This is a genomic window from Pseudomonas rossensis (assembly GCF_039888995.1).
GTDB classification, from domain to species: Bacteria; Pseudomonadota; Gammaproteobacteria; order Pseudomonadales; family Pseudomonadaceae; genus Aquipseudomonas; species Aquipseudomonas rossensis.
Genome location: NZ_JBBWCB010000073.1, coordinates 1 through 23,336 on the forward strand (window position 1 = coordinate 1; position 23,336 = coordinate 23,336).

Annotated in this window: 26 protein-coding genes; 6 read left to right on the plus strand and 20 right to left on the minus strand. The window is 58.2% G+C overall.

The window, feature by feature from the left end; genetic code table 11:
* The 5 genes from WLY71_RS18890 to WLY71_RS18910 all read right to left on the minus strand — a co-directional run.
* The coding region (locus WLY71_RS18890; RefSeq protein WP_489685671.1) for a pilus assembly protein at positions 1-2,023 on the minus strand (2,023 nt) is incomplete at its 3' end.
* Positions 2,010-2,489: a pilus assembly PilX family protein gene (locus WLY71_RS18895; RefSeq protein WP_347804749.1), complete on the minus strand. Its 480-nt coding sequence runs from the start codon at positions 2,487-2,489 to the stop codon at positions 2,010-2,012. The genes WLY71_RS18895 and WLY71_RS18890, both read right to left, overlap by 14 nt.
* A gap of 11 nt (positions 2,490-2,500) precedes the next feature.
* Positions 2,501-3,214, minus strand: a complete 714-nt coding sequence (locus tag WLY71_RS18900; protein WP_347804750.1) for a PilW family protein — start codon at positions 3,212-3,214, stop codon at positions 2,501-2,503.
* Entirely contained in the window at positions 3,211-3,660 is a 450-nt protein-coding gene (pilV, locus tag WLY71_RS18905; protein ID WP_046048797.1) for a type IV pilus modification protein PilV, read from the minus strand. Before pilV ends, WLY71_RS18900 begins: the two co-directional genes overlap by 4 nt.
* Entirely contained in the window at positions 3,657-4,130 is a 474-nt protein-coding gene (locus WLY71_RS18910; protein ID WP_347804751.1) for a GspH/FimT family pseudopilin, read from the minus strand. The genes pilV and WLY71_RS18910 overlap by 4 nt, the downstream gene beginning before the upstream one ends.
* A gap of 131 nt (positions 4,131-4,261) precedes the next feature.
* Between WLY71_RS18910 and WLY71_RS18915 the strand changes: the two genes are divergently transcribed.
* Positions 4,262-4,819 (plus strand): GspH/FimT family pseudopilin, encoded by a 558-nt coding sequence (locus WLY71_RS18915; protein WP_347804767.1) that lies wholly within the window; start codon positions 4,262-4,264, stop codon positions 4,817-4,819.
* On the opposite strand, the gene ispH is transcribed toward WLY71_RS18915, so the two are convergent.
* The 6 genes from ispH to murJ form a co-directional block, all read right to left on the minus strand.
* On the minus strand, positions 4,788-5,735 hold the full coding sequence (ispH, locus tag WLY71_RS18920) for a 4-hydroxy-3-methylbut-2-enyl diphosphate reductase (RefSeq protein ID WP_347804752.1): 948 nt from the start codon (positions 5,733-5,735) through the stop codon (positions 4,788-4,790). The two genes, WLY71_RS18915 and ispH, sit on opposite strands and share 32 nt — an antisense overlap.
* A gap of 191 nt (positions 5,736-5,926) precedes the next feature.
* Positions 5,927-6,364 (minus strand): FKBP-type peptidyl-prolyl cis-trans isomerase, encoded by a 438-nt coding sequence (fkpB, locus tag WLY71_RS18925; protein ID WP_347804768.1) that lies wholly within the window; start codon positions 6,362-6,364, stop codon positions 5,927-5,929.
* Positions 6,365-6,371: 7 nt separating this feature from the next.
* A complete protein-coding gene (lspA, locus tag WLY71_RS18930) occupies positions 6,372-6,884 on the minus strand; it encodes a signal peptidase II (protein ID WP_149628168.1) in 513 nt (170 codons plus the stop codon).
* Complete coding sequence (gene ileS, locus WLY71_RS18935; protein ID WP_347804753.1) at positions 6,877-9,708, minus strand: isoleucine--tRNA ligase; 2,832 nt, start codon at positions 9,706-9,708, stop codon at positions 6,877-6,879. The genes lspA and ileS overlap by 8 nt, the downstream gene beginning before the upstream one ends.
* Positions 9,709-10,659, minus strand: a complete 951-nt coding sequence (gene ribF, locus WLY71_RS18940; RefSeq protein WP_347804754.1) for a bifunctional riboflavin kinase/FAD synthetase — start codon at positions 10,657-10,659, stop codon at positions 9,709-9,711.
* Positions 10,660-10,788: 129 nt separating this feature from the next.
* Positions 10,789-12,327 carry a murein biosynthesis integral membrane protein MurJ gene (gene murJ, locus WLY71_RS18945; RefSeq protein WP_347804755.1) on the minus strand — a complete coding sequence of 513 codons (1,539 nt, stop codon included), beginning with the start codon at positions 12,325-12,327 and terminating at the stop codon, positions 10,789-10,791.
* 252 nt (positions 12,328-12,579) lie between these two features.
* Here murJ and rpsT point away from each other — a divergent pair, with 252 nt between their 5' ends.
* Positions 12,580-12,858 (plus strand): 30S ribosomal protein S20, encoded by a 279-nt coding sequence (gene rpsT, locus WLY71_RS18950; protein ID WP_008154937.1) that lies wholly within the window; start codon positions 12,580-12,582, stop codon positions 12,856-12,858.
* Positions 12,859-12,979: 121 nt separating this feature from the next.
* Here rpsT and WLY71_RS18955 read toward each other — a convergent pair whose 3' ends face one another.
* The 5 genes from WLY71_RS18955 to rplU all read right to left on the minus strand — a co-directional run bounded on the left by WLY71_RS18955 (position 12,980) and on the right by rplU (position 16,836).
* A complete protein-coding gene (locus WLY71_RS18955; RefSeq protein ID WP_309676989.1) occupies positions 12,980-13,444 on the minus strand; it encodes a CreA family protein in 465 nt (154 codons plus the stop codon).
* 12 nt (positions 13,445-13,456) lie between these two features.
* Positions 13,457-14,575, minus strand: a complete 1,119-nt coding sequence (proB, locus tag WLY71_RS18960) for a glutamate 5-kinase (protein ID WP_347804756.1) — start codon at positions 14,573-14,575, stop codon at positions 13,457-13,459.
* Between the two features lie 219 nt (positions 14,576-14,794).
* On the minus strand, positions 14,795-16,018 hold the full coding sequence (cgtA, locus tag WLY71_RS18965) for an Obg family GTPase CgtA (protein WP_347804757.1): 1,224 nt from the start codon (positions 16,016-16,018) through the stop codon (positions 14,795-14,797).
* 193 nt (positions 16,019-16,211) lie between these two features.
* Entirely contained in the window at positions 16,212-16,487 is a 276-nt protein-coding gene (gene rpmA, locus WLY71_RS18970; protein ID WP_003215862.1) for a 50S ribosomal protein L27, read from the minus strand.
* 34 nt (positions 16,488-16,521) lie between these two features.
* Complete coding sequence (gene rplU, locus WLY71_RS18975; RefSeq protein ID WP_003176051.1) at positions 16,522-16,836, minus strand: 50S ribosomal protein L21; 315 nt, start codon at positions 16,834-16,836, stop codon at positions 16,522-16,524.
* A gap of 240 nt (positions 16,837-17,076) precedes the next feature.
* Here rplU and WLY71_RS18980 point away from each other — a divergent pair, with 240 nt between their 5' ends.
* The 3 genes from WLY71_RS18980 (at position 17,077) to WLY71_RS18990 (ending at position 19,009) form a co-directional block, all read left to right on the plus strand.
* Positions 17,077-18,045, plus strand: a complete 969-nt coding sequence (locus WLY71_RS18980) for a polyprenyl synthetase family protein (RefSeq protein ID WP_033054288.1) — start codon at positions 17,077-17,079, stop codon at positions 18,043-18,045.
* Positions 18,046-18,204: 159 nt separating this feature from the next.
* Positions 18,205-18,546: a zinc ribbon domain-containing protein YjdM gene (locus WLY71_RS18985; protein ID WP_347804758.1), complete on the plus strand. Its 342-nt coding sequence runs from the start codon at positions 18,205-18,207 to the stop codon at positions 18,544-18,546.
* A 205-nt stretch (positions 18,547-18,751) separates the two neighbouring features.
* Positions 18,752-19,009, plus strand: coding sequence for a PA4570 family protein (locus WLY71_RS18990; RefSeq protein ID WP_008154268.1), 258 nt, complete (start codon positions 18,752-18,754; stop codon positions 19,007-19,009).
* Positions 19,010-19,058: 49 nt separating this feature from the next.
* On the opposite strand, the gene bamJ is transcribed toward WLY71_RS18990, so the two are convergent.
* The 3 genes from bamJ to WLY71_RS19005 form a co-directional block, all read right to left on the minus strand.
* Positions 19,059-19,676, minus strand: coding sequence for a BamJ family beta-barrel-assembly machinery protein (gene bamJ / locus WLY71_RS18995; protein WP_046048787.1), 618 nt, complete (start codon positions 19,674-19,676; stop codon positions 19,059-19,061).
* A gap of 121 nt (positions 19,677-19,797) precedes the next feature.
* Positions 19,798-20,097: a DUF6482 family protein gene (locus WLY71_RS19000; RefSeq protein ID WP_347804759.1), complete on the minus strand. Its 300-nt coding sequence runs from the start codon at positions 20,095-20,097 to the stop codon at positions 19,798-19,800.
* Between the two features lie 133 nt (positions 20,098-20,230).
* Positions 20,231-20,719: a TIGR00645 family protein gene (locus WLY71_RS19005; protein ID WP_347804760.1), complete on the minus strand. Its 489-nt coding sequence runs from the start codon at positions 20,717-20,719 to the stop codon at positions 20,231-20,233.
* 171 nt (positions 20,720-20,890) lie between these two features.
* Between WLY71_RS19005 and WLY71_RS19010 the strand changes: the two genes are divergently transcribed.
* On the plus strand, positions 20,891-22,720 hold the full coding sequence (locus tag WLY71_RS19010; RefSeq protein WP_347804761.1) for a hypothetical protein: 1,830 nt from the start codon (positions 20,891-20,893) through the stop codon (positions 22,718-22,720).
* A 5-nt stretch (positions 22,721-22,725) separates the two neighbouring features.
* On the opposite strand, the gene WLY71_RS19015 is transcribed toward WLY71_RS19010, so the two are convergent.
* Positions 22,726-23,067 (minus strand): PA4575 family protein, encoded by a 342-nt coding sequence (locus WLY71_RS19015; protein ID WP_347804762.1) that lies wholly within the window; start codon positions 23,065-23,067, stop codon positions 22,726-22,728.
* Positions 23,068-23,336: the final 269 nt, after the last annotated feature.

The window sequence follows — 23,336 nt, forward strand, 5'->3', positions numbered from 1 at the left end:
GTTGCAGCGCATAGAAGGTCCGCCCTCCCGCCCCTGTCCCACCCAACGCAAGGGTTTTCCAGGCACTGTTGAGCTGGGCATCGAATACGCCCACCTGGCCGTCCACCAGAAACTTGTGGCTCACCCCGTTTATGTAAGTGGGGTCGGCGACGTAGCGCAGTGACGGCAACACACTGGACGGCATAAAAGCGTAACGCCGTGCGCCGTTTGACGTGTTGATGACGTTTACAAAGCCGTCGTTGGCGTTCACCACGAGGCTGGCGTTCATGCTTGCCGCTTTGGTTGCCAGATAGGTGCTGTAAGTCGTGTCGCCGGACAGATCGGACGCGGTTTTATCCGTGGGCGATGCCAGGGCCAACGGCGAATTGATGATGTCGCCAAGCAGCACACTGCGCACCTTCAGGCCGGCCTTATTGGTGCCCTTGCTCCACTCCACCAGATCGCTGCCGGTGATACCGATGGGCAAACTCTGGCCAAGAGATGCTTGCTGTGCAGGGGAAAAATTGGCGTAGGTCAGCGTCACGGCCGCATTGGTCAGTGTGTTCCAGGATTGATAGGTCGGCGCCGTGGCACCGGGCACGATGGCGGTATCAGTGGTCCATAACACCGAGGCGGTGTTGACCGCGCCAGCGGAGGTAAGTCCGTAGGACTTGATCGTGCCGCGCCAATCCTTGGGATCGAAACTGGTCTGAAAGTAACTCGAACCGCTGGCCACAGTGGTCCCGCTGGCGACGCCACTGCCGCCGGAGCCGGCCTTGGAGGTGATGTCGCTCAGGGCGGACGAGAGTGCGCTGTTGAGGCCTGCACTGTCGGTCGCCTGGTAATACTTGCCCTGCCCGTAAGTCGCCGCGTCCGACAACATCTGGTTCGCAATGGCGAACCCCACGGTGTAGGTGTTCATGTTCTGTTTGGGAAAATCCACTGCGTCCCAGCTTTTGCTCGCAGAATCGGTGCCGGTCGTGCGCATGTCGATGTCGAAGGCGAACTTGGCGATGTCATCCAGGTACAGAGTGTCGCCCTCATCGTCGCCGAAGCGGTTGGCGCCATCGTTACTGCTGATACCGTCCCAGTTCGGTAACTGGCTGCCACCCAGCGGATCGCCGGTGGGAAAGGTTCGGTCGTAGGTCGGCAGACCATCGGTAATCACCACCCCGTAATTTTTCTGGCAACGGTACTGAATCGGACTGGTATAGGTGGTGGGCGTCGAGTTGTTGTATGGCGCCATGCCACGGAAATAGCGGGTGATTTCGTAATAGGCTTCTGCCAGCGGTGTATTGGCTTCCGCGCTCAGTTCATTGATCGCGTCGATCAGTGCGTTGTAGTTGGTATTGGCCTGAGCCTGGGTCACTACGCCGCTGACCGCCGACATATCACTGACCGAACGGGCAATGTAACCGCCGTCATTCTTGTGGTTGCCGACCGACAGATTGAACGTCGACAGGCCGATGCGCAGCGCGCGGTTGCCGGCCACCAACATCTTGGAAACGTTGCGCGCCACGTTCATCCGGTAATCATTGGGGATCGAGCCATCGGTGAAATCCCGGTCGGAATTGTTGGCCAGGCTTATCAGATACGACAAGTATTTCGCCGAATAGCGAGTGTCCTCACCCCCTACCGGATCGGGAAGCTTCAGACAGAGTGAATCCAGACCGAGGAAACTGTTGTTATAAAAACCGTACCATCCTTTCGAACAGGTTCCCCGAGTCAAACTCGACAAGGAAATATTGCTATCGGTCATGTCAAGTTCCCGCCCTTTCAAGCACGAACCATTCGAGAGGCAAATAGTCACCGGAGTGCCCGCGATTGTCGGGTCGAAGCCTGCCGCCCAGATAATGTTGTTCATACTCCCCGAGTCGTCGAGTAACAGCATCACATTGGGTGCGACGGCGGCAGCGCTCAACAGCGGCGAATCCGAGGGCGTGAAGGCGTAAGTCGGCGCTGCGAGATAAAGGCTCAACACCGCGCCGCAGAACAACTGCAACAGCCGATGGCGCCAACCTGTGCGCGCCTCAATATTTCGCATAGATACTCTCCACCACACTGCGCGAGTTACCCGCGATGCCCACGGCGGTCACGCGGTACAGCGTTGTCGAGGTGTTGCTCGGCACATTCACGGCGGTCAGGGTTGTGCCGATGTTCTGCACCCCGTAAAAACCGCTGCCGGAGGCGATCCAGGTCACCCCCGAGGTGGAATTGAAGCCGGCGCCGGTGATTGTCGACGACTCGGCCGGTGGCGCGCATTGGGCAGTGCCGCTGCAGATCGGCAACGAATAGGTATCCAGTTGCACCGCGCTTTCACCTACGCGCAACGCCGACTCGGCGCCCTGGAACGACTGATTGCGCAAGGTCACGCTGGCCGCCATTTTTTCCTGCAGGGTGGCGTTTTGCATCGATGAAAGACCGATCAGTGTCAGCAACAGAAGAAACACCAGGCTAACCAGCAGCGCCATGCCACGCTGGGCGTGAGGGGGCACGGGAGAAATACTCATCTGCCCTCCCCTCATGGCAAGCGGTTGCGTAGAGCGGCAACCACGTTGAAGGTTTGATTGCCTACCCGGTTGTTCGGGTCGGTGAGGGTCAACGTCAGGCGAATACTACGGATGCGCGCCGGATCAGTGGGGTTGCTGCTGTAACTGGAGGCGGCCACATCAGTGGCGGAACTGGCGAGGCCGAAGCTCACGTTGAAGGCACTGACGTTGTTCACCAGCACCGCCTGAGTCGGCGTTCCGGTGCCGACCCCCATCTTCAGTTGATTGTTGCTGAAGCTGTAGATCAAGCGCCGGATCGGAAACGCCAGCTCGCCCGACGCCGGAACTCGGGCGCCCGTGTAGGCCGTTGCATTGTTCCGACAATCGGAAACCACCGTCCAGGTCGGTACCCCGCCACTGCCGCCGACATCCGCAGTCACCAGAGTCAGTTTGAGGTTGGCGTTATCCCAACTGATGGGCGTTGACTGGCTGGCATTGAAGTCCCCCGCCGAGCTTGAATCGGTGACCGCCCCCAGACATCCGAACATGCCGACCATGCGAATTTCCTGAATCATCTTGCTCAGCACGAAACGCGCATCTTCCTGCATGGAGCCAGCGGCGTTCTGGCTGACATAGGTGTTCTTGGCCGCGATGAAAATCTGCGCCACGCCCAGGACCACGACCAAACTCAACGCCAGGGCGATCAGTAACTCGATCAGGCCGAAACCTCTGTTGGTCTGGTTCATGGCGTCGACACCGGATCGACGGTGGCGCGACTGGTCAGGACGAAACTGCGCCGCGAATTGGCGATATTCGCAGCCCGCGAGTCATCCCAGGTGATGGTGATGGTGTACACCCGCTGATTGAGCGTAACGCTGCCGGTGGCAGTGGCACCGCCGAAATTAACGATGTTGGTGGTGAAGTCGTAGAGGTCCTGATCCCGGGCGACGCTCAGGTTGCCCGAGGTCGGTGGCGTGACGGTGTAGTCGGCACCGGAGTTGGCGCGAATGCGGTCCATCATGTCGTAGGCGATAAAACTGGCCTGGCTGGTCATCCGCGCGCTGTCCGTGTACTTCAGCGCATTGAGCTGAATCGCTGCCGCCCCCAACAGCCCCACGCTCAGAATCAACAACGCAACCAAGACTTCGATTAGCGTCATGCCCTCCTGTGCACGCTTGCTCCATCCCCTCATCCGCAATTTCCACCCAATAGAATTCGTCCGTTCAAACACACATTCAGCGTTCTGCTTTGCGCCCCCCGTACGTAGCTGATCACCACCGCCGTGGACGGTGCCGACAACCCGCCAAGGTTGTTGAAATCGATGGCGGTCACTCCAAAGGTTAGCGTCAGAGTCGCGCCGCTGCTCATCGCTGGAACAACCCGCAATACATTGGCCGGATTGCCAGTACCGTCAAAGACCGTTAATTCTCCGGTCCAGACGCTGCCGCCGGCCGTCGGGCGCAGCCGGGTGGTGACACCACGGTCGATAGCCTCAAGTCGGGCGAAATTGAGTCCGCGTTGCAGATCGCCGATTTCGGTGTCGGCCTTGGTGATTTGCACCGAACGGGTAAACGCCGGTACGGCCAGAGTGATCAGGACCAGAAACACCGCGAGCGCGATCAGCAACTCGATCAGCGTGAAACCTTTTGTACGATGATCCATCGGTGCCCTCCGTTGCCGTCGGCTATACCTGCTTCTACACGCTAGAACATTCGACCGGCAGGTGTTCGGTTGTTTTGCCATTACTCGCGCAGGGATCGCGCGGGCCGCAGCACTCCAAGGAGGGAGATGACATGCATCAGCGAGGTTTCAGCCTGATCGAACTGCTCATGGGACTGACAATTGTCGGGATTGTTCTGCTGTTGGTCAGTCCGGCGTTTGCTGCACTGACGGAATCGAACCATCGCGAACAGGTGGCAGAGTCGCTTATCAGCGGTATACGCAACGCCAGAACCGTTGCCATCACACGCAACCAGAGCGTCGTGATTCACGGTATCAACGGCGACTGGAGCCAGGGCTGGCGGATCATTCTGGATATCAGTGGTAAAGGGGCGGAAGACAACAGCAATCCGCTGCTGGTTGAGCGCGCGAGTGGCACTCGGGTGCCGATTGTCGGCAATTGGCCGGTCAGGCGATACATACGTTTCAACAGTATTGGCGAGCCACAGATGCCTGGACGGGCCTTTCAAGCGGGGACACTGCACCTTTGCGCAGCCCGCGAACCAGTCACTCAGCTCCAGGTGGTGCTGGCCGCGACCGGCCGCGTCAGCCTGCGCAGCCATAAGGCTGAGCAGGCGCTGTGCCCAGGAGGCAAAAGCGTTAAAGCAGGGAGCGGACGCGCAACTCTTTAGGCATGGAGAAGGTGATGTTCTCCTCGCGACCGGCCAGTTCATCGGCGCCGGTAGCGCCCCACGCCTGTAACTGCTGGATCACGCCACGCACCAGGACTTCCGGTGCGGAGGCGCCAGCGGTGATGCCGATTCGCTCGACACCGTCGAACCAGCTCTTTTGCAGGTCTTCGGCACCGTCGATCAGGTAGGCCGGGGTGGCCATACGCTCGGCCAGTTCACGCAGGCGATTGGAGTTGGAGCTGTTCGGGCTGCCGACCACCAGTACCACGTCGCATTCGTCGGCGAGTTGCTTGACCGCGTCCTGACGGTTTTGCGTGGCGTAGCAGATGTCGTCCTTGCGCGGGCCACCGATCGCAGGGAAGCGTGTACGCAGTGCGTCGATGACGCGGCTGGTATCGTCCATGGACAGGGTGGTCTGGGTCACGAACGCCAGTCTTTCAGGGTTGCTCACCTGCAAGGCGGCGACGTCTTTCTCGTCTTCGACCAGATAGATCGCGCCACCATTGCTGCCATCGTACTGGCCCATGGTGCCTTCGACTTCCGGATGACCGGCGTGGCCGATGAGAATGCATTCACGGCCGTCGCGGCTGTAGCGGGCAACTTCGATGTGTACCTTGGTCACCAGCGGGCAGGTGGCGTCGAACACCTTCAGGCCACGGCCGGCTGCTTCGGTGCGCACGGCCTGGGAAACACCGTGGGCACTGAAGATCACGATGACGTCGTCCGGCACCTGATCCAGTTCTTCGACGAAAATCGCCCCGCGAGCACGCAGGTCTTCGACGACAAATTTGTTGTGGACCACTTCGTGGCGCACGTAGATCGGCGGCCCGAAGACTTCCAGGGCGCGGTTGACGATTTCGATCGCCCGGTCCACACCGGCGCAGAAGCCACGGGGGTTGGCGAGTTTGATTTGCATGCTGTGCCTCGTGTCTTGCGCGCAAGAAATAGTAATGCCTGCCTGTTGATCGAACACAAGGTCCGAGAACAGTGAAATCTATGTGGGAGCGAGCTTGCTCGCGATGGCGGAGTATCAGTCGACATCAATGTTGAATGTCAGGTCCTCATCGCGAGCAAGCTCGCTCCCACATTTTGACCGTTTCCGGTCAGTTACAACGATTTGACGTTGATGATCTCGACGTCAAAGGTCAATGTCTTGCCGGCCAACGGGTGGTTGAAGTCGATGGTCACTTGCTCGTCATCGAATGTCTTCACCACACCGGGCAGCTCAGTATTGGCCGCATCGTTGAAGATCACCAGCAAACCCGGCGACAGTTCCATGTCCTTGAACTGTTTACGCGGGATGATCTGTACGTTCTGCGGGTTAGGCTGACCAAAAGCGTTTTCCGGCTGAATCGTCAGCGTACGCTTGTCGCCAGCCTTGAAGCCGAACAGCGCTGCTTCGAACCCTGGCAACAGGTTGCCGTCACCGACCTTGAAGGTCGCCGGGGCTTTGTCGAAGGTGCTGTCGACGGTGTCGCCGTTCTCCAGGCGCAGTGCAAAGTGCAAGGTGACTTCCGTGTTCTGGCGGATGCGTTGCTCAGCCAATACCTGTTCAGTCATGAACGGCTTCTCCGGTCTTCTTACTTTTGAACATGTCCAGCGCAAGCATTACGGCACCGACAGTGATTGCACTGTCGGCAAAGTTGAACGCCGGGAAATACCAGCGGTTCTGCCAATGCACCAGAATGAAATCGATCACATGGCCCAGGGCAATGCGGTCATACAGATTGCCCAGCGCGCCGCCCAGCACCAGCGCCAAAGCGACGGCCAGCCAGGTTTCGTTGCGCCCCAGACGCTTGAGCCATACTACCAGCACCGCACTGACCACGACCGCGATCAGGGCAAACAGCCAGCGTTGCCAGCCGGAGCTGTCGGCCAGGAAGCTGAACGCCGCGCCGGTGTTGTAGGCCAGGGTCCAGCTGAACAAATCGGGGATCACCACGATTTGCTGATACATCTCGAGCTTGCCTTCGAAGTAAAACTTGCTGGCCTGGTCAATGACCAGGACCAGCAAACTCAACCAGAGCCAGCTCAGCCGTCCGAAACGGCTAGCCGCATTAGGCATAGTGACGAACCTCGCCAGCGCCGCTGATGTTGTCGACGCAACGACCGCAGATTTCCGGATGCTCCGGGTTCACGCCGACGTCTTCACGGCAGTGCCAGCAACGGGCGCACTTGGCGTGGCTCGACTTGACCACCTGCAGTTTCAAACCGGTGACTTCGGTGACCACGGCATCGGCCGGCGCCTGAACGAACGGTGCAACGGTAGCGGTCGAGGTGATCAATACGAAGCGCAGTTCGTTGCTCAGCTTGGCCAGGTCGGCGCTCAGCGCCTCTTCGGCGAAAAGCGTCACTTCGGCTTGCAGATTGCCACCGACGGCCTTGGCCGCGCGCTGGATCTCCATTTCCTTGTTCACAGCGACCTTCACCGCCATGATCCGCTCCCAGTAGGCGCGGTCCAGCTCGACGTTTTCCGGCAGTTCGGTCAGGCCTTCGTACCAGGTGTTGAGCATTACCGATTCGTTACGCTCGCCCGGCAGGTATTCCCACAGTTCGTCGGCGGTAAATGCCAGGATCGGCGCGATCCAGCGCACCAGCGCTTCGGAGATGTGGTACAGCGCGGTTTGCGCCGAACGGCGGGCCTTGCTGTTGGCGCCAGTGGTGTACTGACGGTCCTTGATGATGTCGAGGTAGAAACCGCCCAGTTCCTGCACGCAGAAGTTGTGGATCTTGGAGTAGACGTTCCAGAAGCGGTATTCACCGTAGTGCTCTTGCAGCTCGCGTTGCAGCAGCAGGGTGCGGTCCACGGCCCAACGGTCCAGCGCCAGCATTTCTTCGGCCGGCAGGATGTCGGTGGCCGGGTTGAAACCGGTCAGGTTGGAGAGCAGGAAGCGCGCGGTGTTACGGATACGCCGGTAAGCGTCCGCACTGCGCTGCAGGATCTGCTCGGAAACCGCCATTTCACCCGAGTAATCGGTGGAAGCAACCCACAGACGCATGATGTCGGCGCCCAGGGTGTCGTTGACCTTTTGTGGCGCGATCACGTTGCCCAGGGACTTGGACATCTTGCGACCGGACTCGTCGACGGTGAAGCCGTGAGTCAGCAGCTCGCGATATGGCGCGTGGTTGTCGATGGCGCAACCCGTCAGTAACGACGAGTGGAACCAGCCACGGTGTTGGTCCGAACCTTCCAGGTACAGGTCGGCACGTGGACCGGTCTCGTGGCCCATCGGGTGCGAACCGCGCAGAACGTGCCAGTGCGTGGTGCCCGAATCGAACCAGACATCGAGGGTGTCGCTGATCTTGTCGTATTGCGGCGCTTCGTCACCGAGCAACTCGGCCGCGTCCATCTTGAACCAAGCCTCGATGCCTTCGACTTCGACGCGCTTGGCGACTTCTTCCATCAGCTCGGCAGTACGTGGGTGCAACTCGCCGCTTTCCTTGTTCAGGAAGAACGGGATCGGCACGCCCCAGTTGCGCTGACGGGAGATACACCAGTCCGGACGGTTGGCGATCATCGAGTGCAGGCGCGCCTGACCCCAGGCCGGAACGAACTTGGTCTCTTCAATGGCTTTGATCGCCCGCTTGCGCAGGGTGTCGCCGGTCACAGGTTCTTTGTCCATGCCGATGAACCATTGCGCGGTGGCGCGATAGATCAGCGGGGTCTTGTGGCGCCAGCAGTGCATGTAGCTGTGTTCGATGATGCTGGTGCGCAGCAGCGCACCCACTTCGGTCAATTTGTCGACGATAGCCGGGTTGGCCTTCCAGATGAACTGGCCGCCGAAGAACTCCAGCGACGTTGCGTAAACGCCGTTGCTCTGTACCGGGTTGAGGATGTCGTCGTTGACCATGCCGTACTTCTTGCAGGTCACGAAGTCGTCTACGCCGTAGGCTGGCGAGGAGTGAACCACGCCGGTGCCAGCGCCCAGTTCGACGTAGTCGGCCAGGTAAACCGGCGACAGACGGTCGTAGAACGGGTGACGGAAGTTGATCAGCTCCAGCTCTTTACCGGTGGTGGTCGCAATGACCGAGCCTTCCAGGCTGTAACGGGCAAGGCACGACTCGACCAGCTCTTCAGCCAGCACCAGCAGTTTGTCGCCGACGTCGACCAGGGCGTAGTTGAATTCCGGGTGAACGTTCAACGCCTGGTTGGCCGGGATGGTCCACGGGGTGGTGGTCCAGATCACGATCGAAGCGGGTTTGCCCAGCGACGGCAGACCGAAAGCGGCAGCCAGCTTGGCTTCGTCGGCAATCGGGAACGCCACGTCGATGGTTGAGGACTTTTTGTTCTCGTACTCGACTTCTGCTTCAGCCAATGCCGAACCGCAGTCGAAGCACCAGTTCACAGGCTTCAGGCCCTTGAACACGAAACCGCCCTTGACGATTTCAGCCAGGGCGCGGATTTCACCGGCCTCGTTTTTGAAGTCCATGGTCTTGTACGGGTTGGCGAAATCGCCCAACACGCCCAGACGGATGAATTCGGACTTCTGGCCTTCGATCTGTTCGGTGGCGTAGGCACGGCACAGTTCGCGGGTCTTGTCCGCGCCCAGGTTCTTGCCATGGGTCACTTCGACTTTGTGCTCGATCGGCAGACCGTGGCAGTCCCAGCCCGGAATATAAGGCGCATCGAAACCCGACAGGGTTTTCGAGCGGATGATCATGTCCTTGAGAATCTTGTTCAGCGCATGACCGATGTGAATCGTGCCGTTGGCGTACGGAGGACCGTCGTGAAGTACGAACTTCGGACGATCCTTGCCAATCTCGCGCAACTTACCGTACAGGCCAATGCTGTCCCAGCGCTGCAGAATCTGCGGTTCGCGCTGAGGCAGGCCGGCCTTCATTGGGAAGGCGGTGTCCGGAAGGTTTAGCGTGGCTTTATAGTCGGTCATTTAAGGCTCTTCATTAGCGATTGGCGCTAGGTGCGACAGGGCACGGGCGGCGGCAACATCCGCATTGATCGCCGTCTTAAGCGCCTCCAGAGAGGCGAAACGCTGCTCTTCACGCAGCTTGTGGTGGAAAACCACCGTCAAACGCCGGTCATACAGATCGCCGGCAAAATCTAAAAGATGCACTTCGAGGTGGGCTTTGCCATCACCTTGAACGGTTGGCCGCACGCCAATGTTGGCGACGCCTGGCCAGGTCTTGCCGTCGATGTCGACGTTGACCAGGTAAACCCCGGTCAGCGGCACGCGACGACGCTTGAGTTGTATGTTGGCCGTGGGCGTACCCAACTGGCGCGCCAGCTTCTGGCCATGCAGGACCCGCCCGGCAATCCGGAACGGACGACCGAGCAGTCGTTCGGCCAAGGCAAAATCGGCAGCGGCCAATGCATTGCGGACCTGGGTGCTGCTGACGCGAATACCGTCCAGCTCGACGGTTTGCGCCGCTTCGACGGTAAAGCCTTGCAGGACGCCGGCCTGTTGCAGGAAATCGAAATCCCCTACCCGGTCGCAGCCGAAACGGAAATCGTCACCGACCTCAAGATGTTGTACACCGAGGCCGTCCACCAGAATGGTATCGACGAATTCGCTGGCGCTAAGCTTGCTCAGGCGATGGTTGAAGGCCAGGCACAGCACCCGGTCGACACCTTCCTCGGCCAGCAGCTGCAATTTGTCTCGCAGGCGGGCCAGACGGGCCGGCGCAGTGTCCGGAGCGAAGAACTCTCGCGGCTGCGGCTCAAAAATCACCACGCAGCTGGGCACGCCCAACTCGAGCGCACGCTCACGGAGCCTCGCCAGGATAGCCTGGTGGCCACGGTGAACACCGTCAAAGTTGCCAATAGTGGCGACACAGCCCCGATGCTGGGGGCGCAGGTTGTGGAGGCCTCGAACCAGCTGCATAACGCGCTTCTTGCTCATAAAGTGGTCGATTATAACCACACCCGGCGGCCGACGACAGGCAACACCGTAACCCAAAGTGATCGAGCCGACAAAACCGTCGATTCGCCCGTGTTTATCGAGGTCGTGACCTCAGCTCAGCGCTTTGCGATTGAAGTCTCGCAAACGGAAGCCCATCAACAGCAACATGCCGAAATAAGCCACCACACCGGCAACGACCAATGCGCCCAGACGCAGGAACCGCTCCAGCATATGCCCCTGATCCCAGGCTGGCATGAAATGCATTCCGACCAGTAACACAGCAGACATCACCAACACTGCAATCACTAGCTTGAAGCCGAACTTCGCCCAACCCGGTTGCGGCTCATACATTTGCTGCTTGCGCAGTTGATAGAACAGCAGGCCGGCGTTAATGCACGCGCCGATGCTGATGGCCAGCGCCAGACCGGCGTGGGCCAGCGGGCCGATCAACACCAGATTGAACAGTTGGGTAACGATCAGGGTAAAAATCGCGATCTTTACCGGCGTGCGGATGTTTTGTTGCGCATAAAAGCCCGGAGCCAGCACTTTGATCACGATAATCCCGAGCAAACCGACCGAATAAGCGATCAGCGCCCGTTGGGTCATGGAGGCGTCAAACGCGCTGAACTGGCCGTACTGGAATAAAGAAACCGTTAGCGGCTCGGCGAGAATCCCCAGCGCCAGGGAGCACGGCAACACCAGCATGAAGCACAAGCGCAGACCCCAATCGAGGATTCGCGAGTATTCCTGGCGATCCTTGCTGGCGTACGTCTTGGCCAGGGTCGGCAGGAGAATCGTGCCCAGCGCCACACCCAGAACACCGGACGGCAACTCCATCAAACGGTCGGCGTAGTACATCCACGACACGGAACCGGCGACCAGGAACGAGGCGAAAATGGTATTGATGATCAGCGAAATCTGGCTCACGGACACGCCGAGAATCGCCGGCAGCATTTGCTTCATGACCCGCCAGACGCCACTGTCACGCAGGTTCAGTCGTGGCAATACCAGCAGGCCGATCTTTTTCAGGTGCGGCAGCTGATAGAGCAATTGCGCCAGACCACCCACCAGTACTGCCCAACCCAGCGCCATGACCGGCGGATCGAAGTACGGCGTCAGGAACACCGAAAAGATGATCATGCTGACGTTGAGCAGGGTCGGCACGAAGGCCGGCACCGAAAAGCGGTTATAGGTATTGAGGATCGCCCCGGCCAATGAAGACAGGGAGATCAGCAATATATAAGGAAAGGTCACCCGCAACAGACTGGCCGTCAGCTCGAATTTTTCCGGCGTATCGGTGAAACCCGGCGCGGTCGCCCAGATGACCCATGGCGCAGCGATCATGCCCAAAGCGGTGACTAACGCCAGCACCAGCGTCAGCAGGCCCGAGACGTAGGCAATGAAGGTTCGCGTCGCCTCCTCGCCCTTCTGGCTTTTATATTCAGCAAGAATCGGCACGAATGCCTGGGAAAAAGCCCCCTCGGCGAAGATCCGTCGCAGCAGATTGGGCAATTTGAAGGCGATAAAGAAGGCGTCAGTCGCCATCCCGGCGCCAAATGTGCGCGCAATGAGAGTGTCACGAACGAACCCCAGAATCCGGGAAAGCATCGTGATAGAGCTGACGGCGGCCAACGATTTGAGCAGATTCATTGAAAGAGTTTGTGCCTGTCGATAAACAGCAGGCGAACAAAGCGCCTACTTATGCGATACTCCGCGCCGCAGCAGCACAGAGCCAAAGCTCGCGAGTTTACAGGTCAAGCGCCGGAAATAAATATCCCGCCTCTTTATACCTACCACTTAGCGGAACGTCTCAACCGCCCTTGACAAGACATCAACTCATCGGCATGATTCGCGGCCTATTTTGTTTGCTATTTCCTAAAAAGTCTTTCGAGGAGCTCGACGGTGGCCAACACACCTTCCGCCAAAAAACGTGCAAAACAGGCTGAGAAGCGTCGCAGCCACAACGCCAGCCTGCGTTCCATGGTTCGTACCTACATCAAGAATGTAGTTAAGGCCATCGACGCAAAAGACGCTGAAAAAGCTCAAGCTGCTTACGTTCTGGCCGTGCCAGTTATCGACCGTATGGCCGATAAAGGCATCATCCACAAGAACAAGGCTGCTCGTCATAAGAGCCGCCTGAACGGTCACGTCAAGGCTCTGAACCTTGCTGTTGCCGCATAAGCGATAAGCTTGTTAAAAAACCGACCTCAGGGTCGGTTTTTTATTGCCTGCGATTTAGCAAACCCAGCGCAAAAAAAATGGGAAGGGGCAGCCCCTTCCCATACTTTTGATCTTCTTTAGATTACTGTGCCTGCGCCCACGGCAAAATCGGTATCGCCGTCACCGCATTCTGCGGACTGCCTTCGATCACACGATCGCTATAGACCAGGTACACCAGCGTATTGCGCTTCTTGTCGAGGAATCGCACCACCTGCATGGTCTTGAACACCAGCGACGTGCGCTCCTTGAACACCTCGTCACCATCCTTCAACTCGCCCTTGAAGCTGATCGGCCCGACCTGACGACAAGCGATAGACGCTTCAGCGCGATCTTCAGCCAACCCCAAACTACCCTTCACGCCACCCGTCTTGGCTCGCGACAGGTAGCACGTCACACCCTCAACCTTTGGATCATCAAACGCTTCGACGACGATGCGGTCGTTCGGACCGACAAATTTGAACACCGTCGACACCTGACCAATCTCCTCGGCCGAGGCCAGCAGCGGCATCGCCAACAGCAGACCCAACAATCCTTTTGCCACGCGCATTCAGGTATTCCCTCAGACCAGGATCAGGTTATCGCGATGAACCAGTTCCGGCTCCGCCATGTAACCCAACAGACCGACAATCGCCTCAGACGACTGACCGATGATTTTTTGTGCTTCCAGCGCGCTGTAGTTGGCCAGGCCTCGGGCGATTTCACGACCGTCCGGCGCCACGCAAACCACCATTTCGCCACGACGGAAGCTGCCCTGGACCAGCTTGACACCCACAGGTAGCAAACTTTTGTTGCCTTGGGACAGCGCCGTCACCGCACCGGCATCCAGCACGAGCGTGCCGCGGGTTTGCAGGTGCCCGGCCAGCCATTGCTTGCGCGCTGCCAACAGGCCGCGCTCAGGCGACAGCAAGGTGCCGATACGCTCGCCTGCCTTGAGACGATCCAGCACGCGCTCAATACGTCCGCCAACGATGATGGTATGCGCACCGGAGCGAGCAGCCAGCCGCGCAGCACGCAATTTGGTCTGCATGCCGCCACGACCCAACGCACCACCCGTACCGCCCGCCACCGCATCCAGCGCCGGATCATCAGCGCGCGCTTCGTAAATCAGATTGGCGTCAGGGTTGTTGCGGGGATCGGCGTCGAACATGCCATCGCGATCGGTGAGGATCACCAGCAAGTCAGCTTCGACCAGGTTGGCCACCAGCGCCGCCAGGGTGTCGTTGTCACCGAAACGGATTTCGTCAGTGACCACGGTGTCGTTTTCGTTGATCACCGGAACAACTTTCAGCTCGACCAGCGCGCGCAAGGTGCTGCGGGCATTCAGGTAGCGCTTGCGGTCGGACAAGTCGTCGTGGGTCAGGAGAATCTGCGCGGTATGCCGGCCATGCTCGGCAAAGCTCGACTCCCAGGCCTGCACCAACCCCATCTGACCGATGGCGGCAGCGGCCTGCAACTCGTGCATCGCACTGGGTCGTACGGTCCAGCCCAAGCGGCTCATGCCGGCCGCCACCGCCCCGGAGGACACCAGCACCAGCTCGACGCCAGCCTCATGCAAAGCCACCATCTGCTCGACCCAAACACTCATTGCCGCGCGATCCAGGCCCTTGCCGTCCGCTGTCAGCAAAGCGCTGCCGATCTTCACGACCCAACGCTGCGCACCTGTCACCTTGCTCCGCATCATCTTCAACCTTAGCTTGAGGACAGCGCGACCCAGCGCTGCCCGTGACGTTATTCGTGACTACCGATTTCCAGATACTAAAACGCCGCTCGATTGAGCGGCGCCTTAGAAACCGGCTTGGGGCGATGATAACACCGCACCGAGATGAAGGCTCAGCACACACCTGCGAACTTCTGAACGTCAAAAGATCGCAGCCTGCGGCAGCTCCTACCCAACGAATCAGTCACGCACGTAAATGATTTCCGGACCGTCTTCATCATCCACATCTTCTTCATCCCAATCATCGTCGCCGATGTCGTGGACCGACTTCACGCCGCTACGGCGCAGGGCTCGCTGGTCATCCAGGGCCTGCAACTGAGCACGGGCTTCGTCTTCAATGCGCTGATCGAGCTCGGCCAATTCTTCTTTGTAAACCGGGTCGTTAGCCAGGCGATCAGCACGATCTTCCATGTAACGCATTATGTCGTGGCAAAGACGCTCGGTGCCCAGCTTGGAGATGGCCGAGATCACGTAGACCGGACCGGTCCATTCCAGGCGATCAACGACTTCCTTGACGCGAGCATCGTGCTCTTCTTCGAGGATCTGGTCGCACTTGTTCAGCACCAACCAACGATCACGCTCAGCCAGGGACGGACTGAACTTGGTCAGCTCGCTGACGATCACTTCCGCAGCATCCGGGGCGCTGGCGTCATCGAGCGGCGCCATGTCCACGAGGTGCAGCAGCAGACGCGTACGCGACAAGTGCTTGAGGAAGCGAATCCCCAGGCCTGCGCCATCGGAAGCACCTTCGATCAGACCCGGAATGTCCGCGACCACGAAGCTTTTCCAGCGATCAACACTGACCACACCCAGGTTCGGCACCAGCGTGGTGAACGGGTAGTCGGCGACTTTCGGCTTGGCGGCCGACACCGAACGAATGAAGGTACTTTTGCCAGCGTTCGGCAAGCCCAGCAGGCCGACGTCAGCCAACACCTTCATTTCCAGCTTCAGATCACGCGCCTCACCCGGCTTACCCGGAGTGGTCTGACGCGGAGCACGGTTGGTACTGGATTTGAAACGGGTGTTACCCAGACCGTGCCAGCCGCCGTGAGCCACCAGCAGTTTCTGGCCAGCCTTGGTCAGGTCGCCGATCACTTCCTGAGTGGCGGAGTCGATGACGGTAGTGCCGACCGGAACACGCAGCACCAGCTCTTCACCTTTCTTACCGGTGCAGTCAGTGCTGCCGCCGTTGGAACCACGCTCGGCATCAAAGTGCCGGGTGTAACGGTAGTCCACCAGGGTGTTGAGGTTTTCGTCGGCGATCATGTAGACCGAGCCGCCATCACCACCGTCACCGCCGTTCGGGCCGCCGTTTTCAATGAATTTCTCGCGACGGAAGCTCATGCAACCGTTGCCGCCGTCACCAGCCTTTACTCGAATCGATACTTCATCAACAAACTTCATAACAAAACGCCTCTCGTCATACGGACGAGCCGAAAAAACCAAGACATAAGACTCTTGCAAAAATGAGCGCAGCGACCTCAATCAACGACCGCAAATCCAGCGCTGGAGCCCATCACAAACAGCTTTGCAAGAGACTCACCCCACAAACGAAAAAGCCCCGTCGCGAGACAGGGCTTTTCCAGCAACTACGTAATTATGCCGCGACGACTTCAGTCTTCGGGACAATGCTCACGTAACGGCGGTTGAAAGCGCCTTTTACTTCAAACTTGATCACGCCGTCGATTTTAGCGAACAGAGTGTGATCTTTACCCATGCCAACACCGTAACCGGCGTGGAATTGGGTGCCGCGCTGACGCACGATGATGTTGCCCGGAATGATAACCTGGCCGCCATACATCTTCACGCCAAGGCGTTTGGCTTCTGAGTCGCGACCGTTACGGGTACTACCACCAGCTTTTTTGTGTGCCATGAGTCAATTCTCCTAGTGAGGAATTAGGCTGAAATTAAGCCTGAATACCGGTGATTTTGATCTCGGTGTACCACTGGCGGTGGCCCATACGCTTCATGTGGTGCTTACGACGACGGAACTTGATGATACGGACTTTATCGTGACGACCTTGGGAGATCACTTCAGCCACAACGGTAGCGCCAGCAACAACTGGAGCGCCGATGTTCACGTCATCGCCATTGGCGACCAACAGAACGCGATCAAAAGTAACGGATTCGCCGGTAGCGATTTCCAGTTTTTCGATCTTCAGGTATTCACCTGGGGCGACCTTGTATTGCTTGCCACCAGTAACAATTACTGCGTACGACATGGTATTTCTCCGATAATCCTGCTCACCCAGCTCTTTATAAGAAGAGGTATTGGCTGGCATGGCTGCATTGGGCTGGAAGGCCTGTTTGCAATTGCGTAAGGCAGGTGCTGCCCAGGAAGTTCAGGGTGCGCGATTGTACGCAAGCTGCCGGAGCGATGCAAGAGGCCGTCCATCGTACCTTGACACCCGCCGACGTGGGTCCTAGCATGCCGCGCAACCCTTCTGGAGCAACTGTCGCTGATGCAACCCCAAGCTTTCTACCGCGCGGTGGCGGACGATTTTAGCGCCGTCGACGGCATCATCAAGAAGCAGCTGACTTCCCGAGTGCCGCTGGTATCGAAAATCGGCGATTACATTACCTCGGCTGGCGGTAAACGCCTGCGCCCTCTATTGGTTTTGCTGTGTGGCAAGGCTCTGGGTCGCGAAGGCGATGACCTGCGCCTGCTGGCCGCGACCATCGAGTTCCTGCACACCGCGACCTTGCTGCATGACGACGTGGTCGACATGTCCGGCATGCGCCGTGGCCGCTCGACCGCCAACGCCATGTGGGGCAACGCCCCTAGCGTGCTGGTGGGCGACTTCCTGTATTCGCGGTCCTTCGAAATGATGGTCGAACTGGGCTCCATGCCGGTGATGAAAATCCTTTCGCAAGCCACGCGCATCATCGCCGAAGGCGAAGTGTTGCAGCTGTCCAAGGTTCGTGACGCCAGCACCACCGAAGAAACCTACATGGAAGTCATCCGCGGCAAGACCGCGATGCTCTTCGAAGCGTCGACACACAGTGCTGCAGCGCTCTGCGAAGCGACATCGGAACAGTCAGAAGCCCTGCGCACCTTCGGCGATCATCTGGGCGTGGCGTTCCAATTGGTCGACGACTTGCTGGACTACAAAGGCGACGCCGAAACCCTGGGCAAGAACGTCGGTGACGATCTGGCTGAAGGCAAACCGACCCTGCCGCTGATCTACACCATGCGCGAAGGCACGCCGGAGCAGGCTGCCCTGGTGCGCAAGGCGATCCAGAAAGGCGGCATCGAAGACCTGGAAAGCATCCGCGAAGCCGTGGAAGCCTCAGGTTCGCTGGATTACACCGCCCAACTGGCCCGTGACTACGTGGCCCGCGCGATCAAGTGCCTCGATGCGCTGCCTGCCAGCGAATACCGCGATGCACTGGTCGAGTTGAGCGAGTTTGCGGTCGCCCGTACGCACTAAAAGCAAGATCAAAAGATCGCAGCCTTCGGCAGCTCCTACAGTGTTTTGTGTACACCTGTGGGAGCTGCCGAAGGCTGCGATCTTTTGCTGTGTGCCCCTCCTCCGATAAAACCCTATACAATGTGCGCTTTTTAGCGATCCTGAACCCAAGGAGCTTTAGTGAGCACGTTGCCACCCTGCCCAAAATGCAATTCCGAATACACCTACGAAGACGGCGCCCTGCTGATCTGCCCTGAGTGCGCCCACGAGTGGTCCGCCAGCGGCGAAGCCGAAGCAGTGTCCGATGACACCGTGAAAAAGGATTCGGTCGGCAACGTCCTGCAGGACGGCGACACCATCACCGTGATCAAGGACCTCAAGGTCAAAGGCACGTCGCTAGTGGTCAAGGTCGGCACCAAGGTCAAGAACATCCGCCTGTGCGATGGTGATCACGACATCGACTGCAAGATCGACGGCATCGGCCCGATGAAGCTCAAATCCGAGTTCGTCAGAAAAGTCTGAGCCTGCTGTATTCCATCCCGCGTCCTGCGTGGGATGGTGCTTCACCCTCCCCCGCTTCGCCCAACAACCCCTCGCAATAGCCAAACGCCAGCCGTTTTACCTTACGCAACCTTTACCCTTAAAAAAACACAAACCGCCAATAGGTCCTTGCTATTTAATGAATAAGAATTATTCTCATTGAAACCCATCAATGGAGATGAGACCCATGACTTATTTGATCGATGCCTGGCTGGACCGCCCACACCCTTACCTCAGGATCCTGCATCGGGAAACCGGGGAAGTCTGTGCGGTGCTTGAAGAAGAAGCCTTGAACGAGCTGCAGGATCAGGGTGATCTGGACGTCAACGGCTTGAGTTCCAGCGAGCCGGTGGTGCTCAAGGAACTGGTGCGCAATCTGTTTCTGTTCTGCTATGCCCGGGCATTGCGCCCGACAAGCGAACTGCACCACAAGATCGAAATATGAAAAACGCTGAAAAACCCTGTAGGGGCAGAGCGCCTACAGGGTAACGGTCTTACAGAACGTCGAGCAGTTCGACGTCGAATACCAGTACGCTGTGCGGCGGAATGCTGCCTACGCCTTGAGCGCCGTAAGCCAGCTCGCTCGGCACGTACAGACGCCATTTGCTGCCGGCGTTCATCAGTTGCAGGGCTTCGGTCCAGCCAGCGATCACGCCGCCAACCGGGAATTCTGCAGGCTGACCACGATCGTAGGAGCTGTCGAACACAGTGCCATCGATCAGAGTGCCGTGGTAGTGAGTGCGCACTTGATCTTCACGGGTTGGCTTGGCGCCTTCACCCTGAGTCAGCACTTCGAATTGCAGGCCGGAAGCCAGGGTGGTGATGCCGTCACGCTTGGCGTTTTCAGCCAGGAATGCCAGGCCTTCGCCAGCAGCGGCTTCAGCTTTGGCAGCTGCTTCAGCTTGCATGATTTCGCGAATGACCTTGAAGCTCGCGGACATTTCTTCCTGACCTACACGGCTTTCCTTGCCGGCGAAAGCGTCGGTCAGACCTGCCAGGATCGCGTCCAGGCTAACGCCCGGTGGCGGGTTGTCGCGCAGTTGGTCGCCCAGCTGACGGCCAATACCGTAGCTGACGCGGGTTTCGTCGGTGGACAGATTTACTTCGGACATGACACTGCTCCGCTGTGCGGACGGCCCTGGAACTTGCCGTGCGTACACAGCGCGTCCCGGAGCGCCCGGAACCAAAAGGGCCAGCAGACTAGCACAGATGCCATTGCGTTGATGAGGGGTGTCAGTGCTGACACCCGATCGGGACCTTCAGACTCTCTTCGGTGCTGCCCCCCAGCCCGCACATTTCATCATGAACCGAGGTGTGCACAAGGTTGAATGGCAAGTTGGGGAAGGAATGAAGCACTTCACGCGCATGCTCGACCGATCGCAGATGAAACGTCTCGCCGTGAGCATCACTCAGTGGATACGCCGCGCCATGCATCCGCGCTTCCAACAGGTAGATCCCGCCTTCCATCGAGATCAGGTTGAGTTCATCGATCTTCCCGGCGATGGCATAAGCATTCAACTCTTTCAGGTCCATAAACGCACCTCACGCAATGGCGAGCCAAGATCCTTACAGGCATAGGCCTCGGCGCATCAAAGTACAAGCCACAAACGACACCGCCCGTCTGTTTCGCAACAGACAGGCGGTTTGGTATAGCGATAAAAAGCGATCAGTGCTTGGTCAGCTTATCCAGATAACCCATGGCAAACGCCGAAATCACGAAGGTCATATGGATGATCACGTACCACTTCAAATGCTCGGGATCGAGGTTCTGGGCGTCCATGAAAACCCGCAGCAGGTGAATGGACGAAATCGCCACGATGGAGGCTGCCACTTTCATCTTCAGCGAAGAAGAATCCATGGTGCCCAGCCAGTTGAGTTTCTCCTTGCTTTCGTCGATATCCAGCTGGGAAACAAAGTTCTCGTAACCGGAAATCATCACCATCACCAGCAAACCGCCCACCAGCGCCATGTCGATCAGCGACAGCAGCACCAGAATCAGTTCCGACTCGACCATCGAGAATACGTTAGGGATGACGTGAAACACTTCCTGGAAAAATTTCAGCGCCAGGGCCAGCAGCCCAAGGGACAGACCGAAGTAGATCGGCGCCAGCAGCCAGCGGCTGGCGTACATTGCATTTTCGATAAAGCGTTCCATTGACTCTCACACGTGGGGTTGGAAATGGCTGCGAGTATACCAGCCGCCTGTCTATACCCAGAAGCAGCCAGAAACCGTCGAAAAATCCGCAACCTGCGCGTGTGTGACAAGGTTTTTCTGCTAGTGTCCAAAGCATTGACAGCTCAGCAACATCGGACAGGAAGACGGGAAATGGATGTGCGATTGCCTTTAACGAGCGCCGGTATTTGCCTGGCCTTGCTGATGAGCGCCTGCTCACCCAGCGATGAGAAGCGCCAGGTCAGCCTCGAGGAAAAGACTGCGCAGTTCGAGAAGTCTCTGGATGCGATTCAGGATCCGAAACTCAAGGATGCCGTGGCTGAACTCGGCGGCTCACTGTTGTTGCTCGAGCGTGCGCAACTCAAGCTCGACAGCAAACCGGTGGAAACAGAGTATGGCGAAGACGCCCTCGCCATCCTCAAGCACTATCCGACGCCCCAAGCCTTGGTCGACACGTACATCAACGGTCTGTTCGTGCTGCACAAAGACTCCAGTTCCGACTATCTGACCGATCTGCAACCGGTGTTCCCCTTCAACTTCAACATTCCGGTCGCGTTTCTCTTTCCCCATAGTCTTGAATGGCAATCGGTGACCTTGAGCAACAAACGCGTCATCCCGTTTCAGCCGGAATGGTCAGAAACCGATCCCGGCATTCAACTGAGCCCATCGAGTTCAAACCTGACCAACCCCGACGACCTGACGGTGACCTACCCTTTCATCGATGGCCTGGATGTCGAAAACAAGAACCAGCCACAACCGGTGAGCCTGCAAGGCAAGGTGGAAGTCATCGCGCCGCGCCGGCTCTACAGCTTCGACCTGACGAAAAAGGACGTTGGCCAGACTCGCACCAACGACAACCTCAGCGTGACCCTGCTGAACCTTGCAAACAACTTCGCCGAAATCGAATTCAACAACAGCGCGCCACTGGCCCCCGAGGTCAGCGAAACACCGTTGAACCCGCTGATCGTCCAGGCCAAGGACAGCACCGGGCAATTTCTCTCGCGCTCAGGCTCGATCAACGAAACCTCCGCACAAATAGTCTTCTATCAAAAGCAACTGGCGAAAATGCAACAGCAGAAAGCCTGGAGCGAGAGTTTCGAAAAACAGATCGAGGAAGAACAGCGCGCCTTCGAGAAGCAACAGAGCCACCAGTATTCCAAGGTGTACTTCAACGGGCCGATCGAAACCCTCGAGGTCAGCGTACTGGACTTTTCAACCGCCACCGTGACCCGCAAGGACCTGAACCTGCCGGTACTTCGCTTCGACCCACACACCACGCAAAAGACCATCCAGCCACTGACGCTGCCGGTGGTGGTGTACGACGACCAGGCCCCGATCTGGCTCAAGGGCGCCACACTTGGCGAGGAACAACTGAAAAAGAGCGTCAGCATCAGTCAGTCGGTCGAAGACCCCAGCGCCGCGCGTATCGAGTTCGATCACCGCAAAAGCTTCAATGATGATTTGCTCGGCACCTCCTTCAACCCCGGTGAGAGCCCGGTCAGTTTCTTTACCGAGGACGGTAACGGCAAACGCGATGAGCCGATCGAATTGCCGCCTGAGGCTTACCAGGTCGATTCCCTGCGCGGCACCATCACCTACGACTTGAACCTGTTTCCAGAAACCCCGGCTTACGCGGTGGGCTCCATGCCGCTGTTTCTCGCCACCGTCGAAAAGAAAACCATCGACGCCCACCAGTTGCCCAAAGGGCTGGTGCTCAAAGGCAATGCGCTGGTGGTTGATCTGAAGCAGTTTCCCGCCCAGGACTGGCGTTTCTTCGCCAAGGACGACAGCGGCAATTATCTGAAGGAGATTCTTTCGGTCAGCCACGATGCGAGCGCAGAAGGCGCGGCATTATTGGGGGTGCATTATTTCTACGGGCAGCCTGCCCGTCTGGAAACCTATCAACGTACCGATCTCTCCACCGTGCAATATGGCTTCGAGGTCAAACTCGACAAGGCGGACACGTCCAACCTTGCTCAATAGCCTGCTCAGTGCTCGGGCCGAAACTCGAAACCTCCAAGGTTGCGGCAGCGGCCACCATTGATTTCCCGCAGCTGAGCTTGCAGGTGCAGGCACCAGATTTGCGGATCATCGGCCAGCTCATAGCCGTGCAGGGTGAGACTTTCAACGATGGTGTCGAGGATCGACTCAGCCACAAAGGGACCATGAAACGGGCCCTGGGCTTTGATGGCAGAAGGTTGTTCGCCGGCCATTCCGGCGGCGAAGAGTAAGGTCCACATGCCCGTATCCCCCGCCAATGGGCGGATGGCACACTCGATACGGGTCACAAGGCCCAGGCATTGACGGGTGAGGCAGAGGTTGCGCGACATGGCGGCGACCCTCGGTAGATCCGGTATTCAGCCCCCACGGGAGGGCTGTCTCGATCCAGTGATTACTGTCGATATCCTTGAGCTGAGAATAGAAGAAAAGTTTGACTAGCACGTCAAGTGAGACCAGAAGGCGCCGAATGGTCATTGTGTGAATATTGACGCCAGACTGATGGCACTTTTTTGTGATTCACCCAAGTCAAATGTGGGAGCGAGCTTGCTCGCGATGAGGCACTGACATTCAACATCTCTGTTGGCTGACAGTCCGCTAT